The sequence below is a fragment of the Bacillus sp. AFS002410 genome (genome assembly GCF_002556365.1).
GTDB lineage: Bacteria > Bacillota > Bacilli > Bacillales > Bacillaceae_G > Gottfriedia.
Genome location: NZ_NUEU01000024.1, coordinates 19,298 through 32,732 on the forward strand (window position 1 = coordinate 19,298; position 13,435 = coordinate 32,732).

The window sequence follows — 13,435 nt, forward strand, 5'->3', positions numbered from 1 at the left end:
GATGATTCTTACAGAAGACGTTCCTTTAAAGGGTACAATTATCATCATCCAATTTATCTCTTTATTTTTATGACGGCTACTATTGAGCAACATCAAAAAAAGTTCCATCCAGGAACTTTTTTTTTGAGCATTTTTATGTTGAAACAGTATTAACGGAAGTAGGTGCAAAACTTACTATTTCCAACATAATTGGAGTATCAGCTAAAATTCCGTCTCCTCCAGTAGGCACAGTAATCACTAATGAACCAACGTCTGTTGCTCCAGGTGTGTATGCTGAAATAAGGGACAGTTTCAATAGTTGAAGAAGCAGAAACGAGAATTTTCATTAGTTGAAGTGCCATTTGGATTTGCTCCTTTCTTTATGATTGACTCTTTTCGAAATGATTGTCGTTTATAAATATGTCTTTTAAAACACACAGTAAATAAAGAAGTTGATTGAAAAAAAGATGTGGGGTTTCTGTAGGAGTATCAGAAAAAGTGAAACTTTAAGATGCAAAGCCAACTGCTCTATATTAAAAACATATAGGGGCGTAATCAACTAGTCATCTTCTTAAAGAGCAACAAGATTTACGAAAACAGTCTTAATTATGAAACTACAATATTAATTTTATGTTTGAAATGACAGAAATGTATGGGGGACAAACTATATTACAGAAATATTTTTAATCACGTTATAATACATCGGCATTTCTACCCATGAAATAAAATGAAAAAAGATATTAAAATTAAAATATGATATGATTTGTACTAATTTCAAAGAATGGGGATAAATTATGATTCGAATTTTAATCGTTGATGACGACTCACATATAAGAGAATTGCTGAAAATGTATTTACAATCAGAAGGCTATACGACATTTGAAGCAGCTAATGGAGATGAAGCTTCGACATTACTCGAAAATCAACAAATAAATTTAGCGATTGTAGATGTAATGATGCCAGGCAAAGATGGGTACCAGCTTTGCGAAGAAATAAGAGAGTATTATGATTTTCCAGTCATATTATTAACCGCAAAAAGTGAACTGTCAGATAAAGAAAAAGGTTTTGCTGTTGGGACAGATGATTATTTAACAAAGCCTTTTGAACCAAAAGAAATACTCTTTCGGATTAAGGCGTTGTTAAGGCGATACAATATGATTAGCTCTCAAAAAATTAAGCTAAACGAGACTGTTATTGATCGAAAAAGCTACGAGGTTTACTGCAATGGGAAATTACTAATGCTTCCAATGAAGGAATTTGAATTATTATCTCAATTGGCTAGTTATCCGGATCGAATTTTTACACGTGATGAGCTGATTCAATTAATTTGGGGTGCCGATTTTGAAGGTGATGATCGAACAATAAATGTTCATATTAAACGTTTACGTGAAAGATTTTCAACTTTAACAGATGATTTTAGTATAAAAACTGTTCGTGGTGTTGGGTATAAATTGGAGGTCACTAAAAAGTGAAAACTTTATACATAAGAATTGTTCTTACAATCATCGTTGTTATGATCAGTAGCAGTTTATTGGCTTTCTTTTTTTCTAATGTGTATTACCACTATCAATTAAAGCCTTATAATGATAAAAAATTAACTAAAATGGCTCTAGATATCGGTACTTTTTATGAAGAAAATAATGAAATTAAGCTTAGTAACTATTTAAAGAGTGTTAGTAAATTAGGATATCAAATTTTAGTAGTGGATGAAAAAGGAGATAAATCCTTTTATGGAGGTTCTTTTAGAGATAAAAAACTAGGCCATAAGGTTATTGATTCTGTCTTAAACGGAAAGGTTTATCACGGTATTGCTGAATTTCCAACGTCATTATTTGTAACTGGTTTTTTTGACAACACTTTGAGTAATACAATTGGTGTCCCGATCAAGTCAGGTAAAAATCAGCTGGCACTTTTTATGCGACCAAATGTACAGCTTCAATTTGGTGAGTTACGTATTCTTTTTTCGATTCTCCTATTACTGACAATCGTATTAAGTATCATATTTGTTTTAGTTAGTACAAGATATATTGTAAAACCGATCATTAAATTAACTGAAGCAACTAAGAGAATTGCAGAAGGAAAGTATGATGTAAAGTTGCAAATTAACCGACAAGACGAAATAGGTAAACTTGCTAACAACTTTTCACATATGTCACAAAAATTGGGACAAATTGAGGCAATGCGCCAGGAATTTGTTTCGAATGTTTCTCATGAAATTCAATCTCCTCTTGCATCAATTCAAGGTTTTTCGCAATCACTTCAAACTAAAAGCTTAACTGAAGAGCAGAGAAATCATTACTTATCGATCATAGAAGAAGAAAGTAGAAGAATGTCCTTATTAAGTAAACAATTATTAACGTTAGCTGCATTAGATAAGGAAGAAAGTATTTTACAAAAAACAACTTTTGATGTTGCAGAACAAATTAAGCAGGTGGTTTTTACAACTGAATGGAGTTGGAGAAATAAGGATTTGGCTATTGATTTAGAATTACCACAAACTTTAGTCTTTGCTGATAAGAATTTACTGCATCAAGTTTGGACAAATTTAATGACAAATAGTATTAAATTTAGTTCTGAAGGCGGATCAATCTCAATAAAGCTCAGTAGCAATGAAGAACATGTACAAATTGAATTTCAAGATACTGGAATAGGCATTTCTGAACATGATTTAAAACAAATATTTAATCGGTTTTTTATTGTTGATAAAGCAAGGACTCGAAAAGAATCTAGCAGCGGCTTAGGTTTAGCCATCGTAAAACAAATTATTGAATTGCATAATGGGTGTATTGAAGTAAGTAGTAAGGTTGGCGAAGGAACTAAATTTTATTTATCCATTCCTCATCAAACTTCATAATTGTCATCGACTGTTCACCTGTTGTTCATCTAACATTTCTATACTTTAAATTACAAAGAGTGATTCTGTTTTTACACTCTACAAATTTAGTATGTTAAAGGAGATGAATGACAGGTGTTTCTTGCATTAAGAGAATTTAAACACGCAAAATTACGTTTTTTATTAATTAGTCTAATCATGATCCTTATATCATTCCTAGTATTATTCGTTTCAGGATTAGCGAAAGGATTATCTTTTGATAATGCTTCTTCAATTGATAGCATGGCATCAAACTATTTTGTTTTACAAAAGGAATCAGGTAAACAAATTAATCATTCAATGTTAACAGAGAGTCAAATAAATGAAGTTCAGAAACTTGTTGGTGAGAAAAATTCAACTAATATTGGTGTTCAAATGACTACTTTTCTGAAAGATGGAACAGCTAAAAAAATTGATGCTACCTTATTTGGAATTGATGTGAATGGTTTAGCTGCTCCTAAAGTAATTGAAGGGAAAATGATTAATAATACAACAACGAATGAAGTTGTTGGAGATATTTCCTTGAAAGAAAAAGGAATTAAACTTGGTGATCATATTTCAGATCAAATCTCGGGTAAAGAGTTTAAACTTGTAGGGTTTACAGAGAACCAGTCATATAGTCATGCACCAGTTATTCATATGAATGATAGAGAATGGTCAATGGTCAATAGTAAGAAATCAATTAATACAATCGCTTTGAAAACAAATGAAAGCATGGCGAAAAAAGTAAATGAAAAAGTCTCAGGAGTAGAAGTAATTAATAAAAAACAAACATTAAAAGGAATACCTGGTTATAAAGAAGAACAGGGATCTTTACTAATGATGATTGTTTTTCTATTCTTTATCGGTGCATTTGTATTAGCAGTCTTTTTCTATATCATTACAATTCAAAAAATTAATCAATTTGGAGTGCTAAAAGCTATCGGTTCTAAAACTAGTTATTTAGCGAAAAACATCATTTTTCAAGTTTTAACCCTTACACTTTTGAGCTTAATCATTAGCATTTCAATAACATTTGGTTTATCGAAAGTATTACCTGCTGGATTACCTTTTGTATTTGATGCTCAGTTAATTATAGGAAGTTCTTTATTATTTCTATTTGTTGCAATTGTCGGCTCATTAATTTCATTATTAAAAGTAGTAAAAATAGACGCGATTGAAGCAATAGGGAGGGCTTTTTAATGAGTAATAAATTAGTGCTAGATAATATTAGCAAAATATACAATGACGGAGATTCATCAGCAACAACTGTATTAGATCAAGTTTCCATTCAAGTAAAAGCTGGGGAACTAGTAGCAGTCGTAGGACCTTCAGGCTCAGGTAAAAGTACCTTCCTCTCAATAGCCGGAGCATTACTATCTCCGACTAGTGGGAAAATATTAATTGATGATATTGAAATTAGCAAACTCCCAGCAAAAAAACTGAATGAATTTAGACTATCAAAAATCGGATTCATATTTCAAATGTCTAATTTAATCCCTTACTTAACAGTTAAAGATCAGCTATTATTAATTGCCGAGTTAGCCGGCATAAAAAATAAAATTGCAGAAAAGAAAGCTAATGAACTACTTGAGCAATTAGGATTATCAAAAAGGATGAGAAATTATCCAGAAAATTTATCAGGTGGAGAAAGACAACGAGTAGCAATTGCAAGAGCACTAATGAATGATCCAGAAGTCATTTTTGCCGATGAACCTACAGCTAGTCTCGATTCTGAAAGAGGCAGGGCAGTAGTAGAAATGCTTTCTAAAGAAGTTAAGCAAAGACAAAAAGCTGCGATCATGGTAACCCATGATAAAAGAATGCTAGATTTATGTGACCGAGTTGTTTTTATTGAAAATGGAAAACTAACTGAACAGATTTAGAATCAAGCTAAAAAGGTAACAACAGTTTATCAACAAAAAATCCCACTTTATCAACAAAGTTCACAGCTTTATCAATAAAGTTCACATAATGTTCGTGTATTTCAATTTTGACTGTATAAATTTCGCTGCAAAAAGAACCCGTTCAAACCGAACGGGTTCTTTTATCATAAATGGAATCGATCTAAAAGATTCGTTTTAGCAAGGTCAATTACGTCATTAGCGTGACCATTTAATACGGCTTTTAATGTCCAGAGAGTAAAGCCATGAGCTTGTTCAATACTTACTTTAGGAGGCATTGCTAATTCTTGGCGGTTTACTAATACATCAATTAATGCAGGTCCGTTATGTTCAAATGCGTGTTTTAATGCTGATTCTAAATCAGCGGGGTCTTCTACACGAATTCCTTTCATTCCCACGGCTTCTGCAAGTGAAGCAAAGTTAGGGTTTTCTAAAGTTGTGCCTGTTTCTAAGTATCCTGCAGCTTTCATTTCTAATTCTACAAAACTTAGCGCACTATTATTAAATACAACTATTTTTACAGGTAATTTATGCTGGTGTATTGTTAGTAAATCGCCCATCAACATGGACAGTCCACCATCTCCACATAATGCGACTACTTGGCGATTTGATTGTGAAACTTGAGCACCAATTGCTTGTGGCATCGCATTGGCCATTGTGCCGTGATTAAATGATCCAAGTAATCTTCTTTTTCCATTCATTTGTAAATATCTTGCAGACCATAATGTAGGAGTACCGACATCGCATGTAAATATCGTGTCTTCATTTGCAAGGTCACTTACCATCTTCGTTAAATATTGAGGGTGAATCGGTGTACGACCTGGTTTTCCTACAGCAAATTTATCTAGATCTTCACGTACATTTTTGTATGCTGAGACATATTTTTCTAAGTGGCTTGAGTCTTTTACATCTGTTAAAAGAGGTAGCAACTGACTAATTGTCTCTTTTACATCTCCGCATAATCCATAAGTGAGGGCAGCTCGTCGACCTAAATGCTCTGCTCGAACATCTACTTGTAAAATCACTGCATCATCAGGATAAAATTGTCTGTAAGGAAAATCTGTGCCAAGCATTAATAAGACATCACTGTCCATAATAGCGTGGTATCCTGATGAGTAACCAATTAACCCAGTTAACCCAGCATTATATGGATTATCATATTCTAAGAATTCTTTACCTCTAAGTGCGATAACCATTGGTGATTTTAATTTTTCACAAAGAAGCATTAAATGAGAATGTGCACCTTCACATCCTGCTCCGCAAAGTAACGTAACTTTCTTCCCATCATTTAGAAATCCAGCAAGTTTCTCTAACTCGGGTTTAGATGGACTAATCATTGGATTTGTAACATGGATGACTTGTTCTGGAACTGTTTGTCGATCTTCTAGTGCAGCAATATCACCGGGTAAAACAAGGACAGATACACCTTTTCTTGCAATAGCATGCTGCATTGCAATCGTTGCTAGACGTGGCATTTGTTCAGCTCTATATACCGTTTCACAAAAATGGCTACAATCTTTAAATAGTTGCTCAGGACGAGTTTGTTGAAAATACTCACTTCCAATTTCAATACTTGGAATTTGAGCAGCAATAGCTAGAACAGGAATCCGACTGCGATGACAATCGTATAATCCGTTAATTAAATGAAGATTTCCAGGACCGCTGCTTCCCGCACAAACCGCGATACTCCCACTCAAAAGAGAATCTGAACCCGCAGCAAACGCCGCAACCTCCTCATGGCGAACGCCAATCCATTCAATTTTTTCAGAGCTTTTAATTGAATCCAAAACCGCATTTAAAGAATCGCCAACGATCCCATAAATTCTAGTAACTCCTGCCTGAATCAATGAATCAATCAGTAAATCAGCAATAGTTTTCCGCATCGTAATCTCCTTCTTAGTTCATCATTATGTAATTACTACAATCTATTAAGCCTTAGGCTACAGATAAACTTATGTTTTGCAGGAACACAATATGTTATACCAAAAAAAGGAAGGAAAAGTAGGAGGTCTTAAGAATTATTACTTTAAAGCCTTTTAAAATGAATCGCGATCTAAATTTGTCGAAGGATTCTATCTTGAAACCTACGTTAACGTAAGATTTATAATATAGCTAGAAGGGGGAAGAACATTGAAGCTTTATTCGATTCGAGACATGACTAATGAATTTAATACGACTCATAGAACCCTTAGATATTATGAGGAAATCGGATTATTACACCCTACGTATTCTGAAAGTGGTAGAAGAAAATATTCTCCAAAAGATCGGACACGTCTCTTTTTAATTCAAAGAGGAAAGAATTTAGGTTTTAATTTACAAGAAATAAAAGAAATGATTGATTTATTTATGGTAGATCGAACAGGTGAAAAACAATTACAAAAAACAATCGAGTATGGGAATCAAAAAATTAGTGAAGTAGATAAGAAAATTAATGATTTGATCCTATTAAAAGAAGAGATTATTAGAATGAAGAGCGAGCTTGAGCGAAATTTTTTAGAGATTAAGTAATATTGCTAAAGAATGGTAGGAGGGAGAACCTATGAATTTTTATAAAGAAGACCTTAATCTGCAAATGATTTTAAGCAAATATTTTAAAGAAGATTTTTTTGTATGGGCAAGTAAAGAATTAGAAGAGTTTGGAGAGCTTTGTGCGAATGAAATTGATCAGCGTGCAATTCACACGGACAGAGAAGGTCAACCTCGACTAATTAAATATGATGCGTATGGTAATGATATTTCGCATGTTTGGGTTAATGAGGGGTATAAGCAAACCGTTAAGGATACTTATAATAGAGGAATTGTGAGCTATCTTCATAAACCAATTCCAGAACTCGGCATTAAAGGAAATTATATTTATTCCTATGCGCAAGGCTACTTATTATCACAGACCGAGGCTGGCTTTTATTGCCCGGTTACTTTATCTATGGCTGCCACATTTTTAGTAGAACGATATGCGGATGAAGCACTAAAAGAAAAATATCTCCCTCATTTATTATCAACTGGTGAAACAGAATTATATGAAGGAGCAACTTTTTTAACTGAGAGACAAGGTGGTTCAGATGTAGGAGCCAATGTAGTTAAAGCAATTAAAGAAGGAGATTACTATCGCATTTATGGAGAGAAGTATTTTGCTAGTAATGCAGGCCAGTGCGGAATAACAACGATATTAGCAAGAATCGAGGGTGCGCCTTCTGGAAGTAAAGGCTTAAGCCTATTTTTAGTTCCTTGGAAGAATGATGATGGCACAAATAATGGATTTACGATTCGTCGTTTAAAAGATAAGCTCGGTGTCAGAGCGGTTCCATCGGGAGAAATTGAGTTTAATGGGGCAAAAGCTTTTCTAATTGGCGATGCTTCAAAAGGAATTAACTACATGATGGAAGCTTTAAACTTATCAAGAATATGTAATGCAGTAGCTTCTATTGGAATTATGAGAAGGGCTTTCCTAGAAGCGAAAAAATATGCTGAAAATAGACCTGCATTTGGACAATTACTAACAAATTTTCCAATGATTCAAGAGACATTAGCAAAACTTGCATCAATTCAAGAAGTACAAACAAGTGCAGTGTTTAATTTAGTCGCCTTATACGATCGAGTGATCGGCAAAGAAAATGGAACAAATGAAGAACAAGCACTAGTCAGACTTTTAATTGCTATTTTAAAAATGCGTACAGCTGAAGAAGCAATTCATTTCTCCCATGAAGCAATTGAAATGCATGGAGGAAATGGCTATATTGAAGATTTCGTTACACCTCGCCTTTTAAGAGATGCCCAAGTACTTACGGTTTGGGAAGGAACGGCCAATATATTAGGTTTAGAGATTTTAAGATTGTTTAAAAAGATGAATGTTTATCCAATTTTTAAAGCATTTATCGAGGAAAAACTAATTGATGTACCGCAAAGTTTAGATGATGAAAGTATAATCGTAAAGAAAAAGCTTGAAGAATTAAATGAAGTTGTTAATTATGTTCATACTTTAGATGCTAATTCACAAACATACTACGCTAAAAAAATAGCAAATAAAATGGCTGATTTAGTTGAAGCCGTTACTGCAATTGAAGATGCGAAAGATCATATTCGAAAAGAGTACATTGCCAAAGTGATGATTCATGAACGTTATTTTAAAGATGAAATAAATAAAGAACAAATTCATTTAAAATATTATGATGAAATCGTTAATTATAAGGTTTCGATCAATAAATGATTGTCGTTTCTGCTAATTAAGATAGTAAGGATATTTGTTCCTACTATCTTTTTTTGCTGTATAACAGCAATTGATAGTTATACTGTCCGTTTCATCGAAATAAAAAAGCAGACTGGCTTCTACATTTAAAGAAAACCTGTCTGCTTAATTTGAATCATGCCTACCATAATGGAGGTTTTACGACCATAAACAATAGCATGATCATCAAAAGTACGATGTAAATCCAAATAGAACGGCGAAGTAAATAAATCAATCTGTTCTGGTCTTGGTCTGGTTGGCTAAATTTCCTAATTGTAGGCGAGAAGGCTCTAGCAAGAAAGAATAAAGAGCTCACCAGAAGAAGAATCGTCATGACAATCCAAGACGTCTTCCATGACCATGAGCCTACCATTACCAACAATACTCCTGACAAAACAAGTACATGCCCGGCATGCTTAGCCAATCTGACTGCAAAGCGGAACACATCCAAAAAGCCCTGTTGTATCGCGGACTCTGAAGTACGCAACTTTTTGAGTAAAGGAATCAATACAAAAAAAGGACCGATTGATAAGATTACACTAAAAATATGTATATAAAGAAGTATTCGATATAGCATATCTATCAATATATCCGATCAATCTTGGATGAGGCGAAACTCATGAACCCATACCCTCATTTTTGGTAGCCAAGGCATACCAGGGTGGATTGACAGGATTGATTGCTTATACTCTTCTACATTCGTATAGCCTTCCTGTTTAGCATGCTCATCTGTTAATTCACCAAGGGCTTGCGAATAAACGTTTTCAACAACATAACGTTGATCTTGAAGGTTCATCACTTCCCCAACATCTGCATATCTCCCGTTTCTACGAGTAGCTGTTTTTTGTCCATTCAGCACTTTTTCGATATCTTCCGGAAGTGTGATTAGGCGTTCAATTGTACAAGTTTTTGGCGGTAAAGCGTTAGTTTCATTTTGATTTGTCATCTGCTGTAATCTTCCTTTTCCATTTCAATTTTCAAGCACTAGTACATCTTATCATATAGCTTCCCACAAACACTAAATAACTCGTAATAATTTTCTAAAAATATGCCTGCATCAATGTTTCGCTGTTGTTATATAGCTTAATAGAATATCTATTTTTTTAGCATATTAATCCTGTAATTCTGTGAAATTGTAGTTGTTTCAAAATGAGTAAACGAAAAATAAATAGATAAAATAAGCAGCAGGCTAGAAATGATAATTACTGGAAAGAATGATGATAGTAGCTTCGGGAATCGCTCGTTTAAGAACATAGTAGAACAAAATATTACTGAACAAGTTAATAATAATAAACAAATTAATAATAAAGATTTTGCCTCGGTGATCGAAAGCATAACGACAATCATACTTCCCATCATACCAGCCATCATGCCAGTAAAGATTCCTTCAAGTAGTGCAAGGAAGTGTAATTTCCAGCCAATAAATAATCCAATTAGTGCGGAGACGCCCATCGAAATAAGTAATGAAATGAAAAATTGTTGCTGATTTGAAAGTGTAATTAGTACACCTAGAGTTAATCCATTCGTCATACTAATCATCATCATATACATCATTTGATGCATTTGGTCATTTTTAGTTGGTTTTAATTGGATTGAAATGAACGTTATAATCAGCATGACACTAATGCATACCCAACTGGTGAGCATTTATGATACCCCCTAATTATCCGGTTTATATCATCATATGGACAACTAAAACTAAATAGAATAAAAAATTGACACCTATACCCCCTATGAGTATATAATGATGGTGAGGTGATAAAATGGAAAATTGCCATGATGATCAAATGGTCCCAAGAAGTGAAGAAGAAATAAATGATTTAATGAAGCGTCTTCGTAGAATAGAGGGGCAAGTAAGAGGGATTCAAAAAATGGTCGAAGAGGACCGTTATTGTATAGATATATTAACGCAAATTATGGCAGTTGAAGCTGCTATGAAAAAAGTAAGCTTCTCTTTAATTGAGAGACATGCGAATCATTGTATGGTTAAGGCAGTTAAGGAAAATAATGGCGAAGCATCGGTAACTGAATTAATGGAGGTAATTAAAAGGTACGTAAAATAAAGGGGTTGATTTAGATGAATGATGCAAAGCAGTTGACCCTTGGCATTGAAGGGATGACCTGCGCAGCATGTGCAACCCGAATCGAAAAAAGTTTAAATCGAATGGAAGGCTTAAAAGCGAATGTAAATCTTGCTTTAGAAAAAGCTACTATTATATATGAAAAAGGACAATATCAAACTTCTGATTTAATAGATAAAATCCATACGATTGGTTACGAGGTTGCTGTTGAAAAGATTACATTAAATATTACAGGAATGACGTGTGCTGCATGTTCAGCTCGAATCGAAAAAGTGATTGGGAAAATGGATGGAGTTGTTCAAATCAACGTCAATCTAGCTATGAATATCGCAACTATTTCATATTTACCGGAAGTGCGAACGGTTCAATCAATTATTGATAAAATTAGTCACATAGGTTATGAGGCAGTTTTAAAAGCAGAAGATGAGGTTAAGGAAAACGACTCGACACGAAACAAGCAGCTTCAATTGATTGTTTCGATCATACTTTCCATTCCACTATTGTACTCTATGGTTTCCCATCTTCCTTTTAGTACAAATATTTGGATGCCACATTTATTAATGAATCCATGGTTCCAATTACTGTTTGCAACACCGGTTCAGTTTATTATTGGTTGGCATTTTTACGTTGGCGCATTTAAGGCAATTCGAAATTATAGTGCAAATATGGATGTGCTCGTTGTACTAGGAACTTCGGCCGCTTATTTTTATAGTTTAGTTGAGTCGATTAAGACATTGACGAATAGTTCGTATATGCCACATCTTTATTTTGAGACAAGTGCAGTTTTAATCACATTAGTCTTGCTTGGAAAATATTTTGAGCATATCGCTAAAGGGAAAACTACTGAAGCGATTTCTAAATTAATGGAATTACAAGCAAAGGAAGCGACAGTTTTAGAAAATGGTAAAGAAATATTCGTACCACTTGAAGCTGTAAAAGTTGGAGATCTACTTTTAGTGAAACCAGGAGAGAAAATTCCTGTCGATGGTGTCATAGTATCAGGAGTTTCTACAGTCGATGAATCAATGATTACTGGAGAGTCTTTACCAGTTGATAAAAAGGCTGAGGACAATGTAGTCGGAGCAACAGTTAATGGAAATGGTATTTTAACAATACGAGCTGAGAAGGTTGGTAAGGACACTGCATTAGCCAATATTGTGAAAATAGTTGAAGAAGCACAAGGTTCAAAAGCTCCAATCCAGAGATTAGCCGATCGAATTTCGAATCTATTTGTTCCAATTGTAATTGGGATTGCGATCTTAACATTTATAATTTGGTTTTTCGTAGTAGATCCGCAAAATTTACCAAAATCAATTGAAGTAGCTATAGCTGTTTTAGTGATTGCATGTCCTTGTGCACTAGGTCTTGCTACTCCGACTTCGATTATGGTTGGAAGTGGAAAAGGCGCAGAAAACGGTATTTTATACAAAGGCGGAGAATATTTAGAAACTACTCAAAAAATAAATGCAATCATTCTTGATAAAACAGGAACGATTACAAAAGGAAAGCCAGAAGTAACAGATTTTATTAATTTACATCAACGAGAAGATTTGTTAAGACTCGTTGCGAGTGTAGAGAAAATGTCAGAGCATCCTTTAGCACGGGCAATTGTACAATATGCTCTTAAACAAGAGGTTCAGTTGACTGACCTGACTGAGTTTATTGCCATACCTGGATATGGGGTCGAAGCAATGATTGGCGATAAAAAGATTTATATCGGAACTCGAAAATTAATGAATGAAAAGAATATCGACTTTGCTTCTGTTGATGAACAATTAATCGCATTTGAATCTGCGGGAAAAACAGGCATGTTAGTAGCGATTAATGAGAAACTAGAAGGAATGATTGCTGTCGCCGATACAATTAAAGAATCTTCAAGAAATGCAATAAAAGCATTAAGGGATTTAAAAATAGAAGTATTTATGGTGACCGGTGATAATAAGCACACAGCAAATGCGATTGCTAAGCAAGTTGGCATTGAAAACGTATTTGCTGAAGTATTGCCTGAGAAAAAGGCCGATATTGTAGCTAATTTACAAAAACACGGGAAAATTGTTGCAATGGTAGGTGACGGAATAAATGATGCTCCGGCCCTAGCAAAAGCTGACATTGGTATGGCAATTGGAACTGGTGCAGATGTAGCAATTGAAACAGCGGATGTCACATTAGTAGGTGGCGATTTATCGCATATCCCAAAAGCAATCGCATTAAGTAAGAAGACAATGAATAATATTCGACAAAATTTATTTTGGGCGTTATTTTATAACAGTTTAGGTATACCGATTGCAGCATTAGGACTATTACAGCCTTGGATAGCAGGTGCCGCTATGGCATTCAGTTCTGTATCGGTAGTCTTAAACGCATTAAGATTAAAACGCATAAAAATTTAGGAGGAATT

The 13,435-nt window shown here is 34.2% G+C and carries 13 protein-coding genes; 8 read left to right on the forward strand and 5 right to left on the reverse strand.

All coding sequences use genetic code 11. The features are described 5' to 3' along the window. Positions 1 to 133: 133 nt before the first annotated feature. Positions 134 to 295, reverse strand: coding sequence for a hypothetical protein (locus CN692_RS15755; RefSeq protein WP_257144046.1), 162 nt, complete (start codon positions 293 to 295; stop codon positions 134 to 136). Positions 296 to 773: 478 nt separating this feature from the next. On the opposite strand from CN692_RS15755, the gene CN692_RS15760 reads away from it, so the two are divergent. The 4 genes from CN692_RS15760 (at position 774) to CN692_RS15775 (ending at position 4,716) form a co-directional block, all read left to right on the forward strand. Further along, positions 774 to 1,451: a response regulator transcription factor gene (locus CN692_RS15760; RefSeq protein ID WP_098120124.1), complete on the forward strand. Its 678-nt coding sequence runs from the start codon at positions 774 to 776 to the stop codon at positions 1,449 to 1,451. Beyond that, on the forward strand, positions 1,448 to 2,833 hold the full coding sequence (locus tag CN692_RS15765) for a sensor histidine kinase (RefSeq protein ID WP_098120125.1): 1,386 nt from the start codon (positions 1,448 to 1,450) through the stop codon (positions 2,831 to 2,833). Before CN692_RS15760 ends, CN692_RS15765 begins: the two co-directional genes overlap by 4 nt. Before the next feature lie 114 nt (positions 2,834 to 2,947). After that, complete coding sequence (locus tag CN692_RS15770; protein ID WP_098120126.1) at positions 2,948 to 4,033, forward strand: ABC transporter permease; 1,086 nt, start codon at positions 2,948 to 2,950, stop codon at positions 4,031 to 4,033. Then, on the forward strand, positions 4,033 to 4,716 hold the full coding sequence (locus CN692_RS15775; protein ID WP_098120127.1) for an ABC transporter ATP-binding protein: 684 nt from the start codon (positions 4,033 to 4,035) through the stop codon (positions 4,714 to 4,716). The genes CN692_RS15770 and CN692_RS15775 overlap by 1 nt, the downstream gene beginning before the upstream one ends. A 164-nt stretch (positions 4,717 to 4,880) precedes the next feature. Here CN692_RS15775 and poxB read toward each other — a convergent pair whose 3' ends face one another. Further along, positions 4,881 to 6,617 (reverse strand): ubiquinone-dependent pyruvate dehydrogenase, encoded by a 1,737-nt coding sequence (gene poxB, locus CN692_RS15780; protein ID WP_098120128.1) that lies wholly within the window; start codon positions 6,615 to 6,617, stop codon positions 4,881 to 4,883. Positions 6,618 to 6,864: 247 nt separating this feature from the next. On the opposite strand from poxB, the gene CN692_RS15785 reads away from it, so the two are divergent. Next, on the forward strand, positions 6,865 to 7,242 hold the full coding sequence (locus tag CN692_RS15785; protein ID WP_098120129.1) for a MerR family transcriptional regulator: 378 nt from the start codon (positions 6,865 to 6,867) through the stop codon (positions 7,240 to 7,242). 31 nt (positions 7,243 to 7,273) lie between these two features. Beyond that, positions 7,274 to 8,938: an acyl-CoA dehydrogenase family protein gene (locus CN692_RS15790; RefSeq protein WP_098120130.1), complete on the forward strand. Its 1,665-nt coding sequence runs from the start codon at positions 7,274 to 7,276 to the stop codon at positions 8,936 to 8,938. 160 nt (positions 8,939 to 9,098) lie between these two features. Here the strand turns inward: CN692_RS15790 and CN692_RS15795 are convergent, their stop codons facing one another. From CN692_RS15795 to CN692_RS15805, 3 genes are all read right to left on the reverse strand, one after another. Continuing rightward, entirely contained in the window at positions 9,099 to 9,533 is a 435-nt protein-coding gene (locus tag CN692_RS15795) for a hypothetical protein (RefSeq protein WP_098120131.1), read from the reverse strand. 18 nt (positions 9,534 to 9,551) lie between these two features. Beyond that, positions 9,552 to 9,902 carry an ASCH domain-containing protein gene (locus CN692_RS15800; RefSeq protein ID WP_098120132.1) on the reverse strand — a complete coding sequence of 117 codons (351 nt, stop codon included), beginning with the start codon at positions 9,900 to 9,902 and terminating at the stop codon, positions 9,552 to 9,554. Positions 9,903 to 10,051: 149 nt separating this feature from the next. After that, on the reverse strand, positions 10,052 to 10,603 hold the full coding sequence (locus CN692_RS15805; RefSeq protein WP_098120133.1) for a hypothetical protein: 552 nt from the start codon (positions 10,601 to 10,603) through the stop codon (positions 10,052 to 10,054). A 116-nt stretch (positions 10,604 to 10,719) separates the two neighbouring features. Between CN692_RS15805 and CN692_RS15810 the strand changes: the two genes are divergently transcribed. Together CN692_RS15810 and CN692_RS15815 are read left to right on the forward strand one after the other, a co-directional pair. Beyond that, entirely contained in the window at positions 10,720 to 11,019 is a 300-nt protein-coding gene (locus CN692_RS15810) for a metal-sensing transcriptional repressor (RefSeq protein WP_098120134.1), read from the forward strand. 14 nt (positions 11,020 to 11,033) lie between these two features. Further along, positions 11,034 to 13,427 (forward strand): heavy metal translocating P-type ATPase, encoded by a 2,394-nt coding sequence (locus CN692_RS15815; RefSeq protein ID WP_098120135.1) that lies wholly within the window; start codon positions 11,034 to 11,036, stop codon positions 13,425 to 13,427. Positions 13,428 to 13,435: the final 8 nt, after the last annotated feature.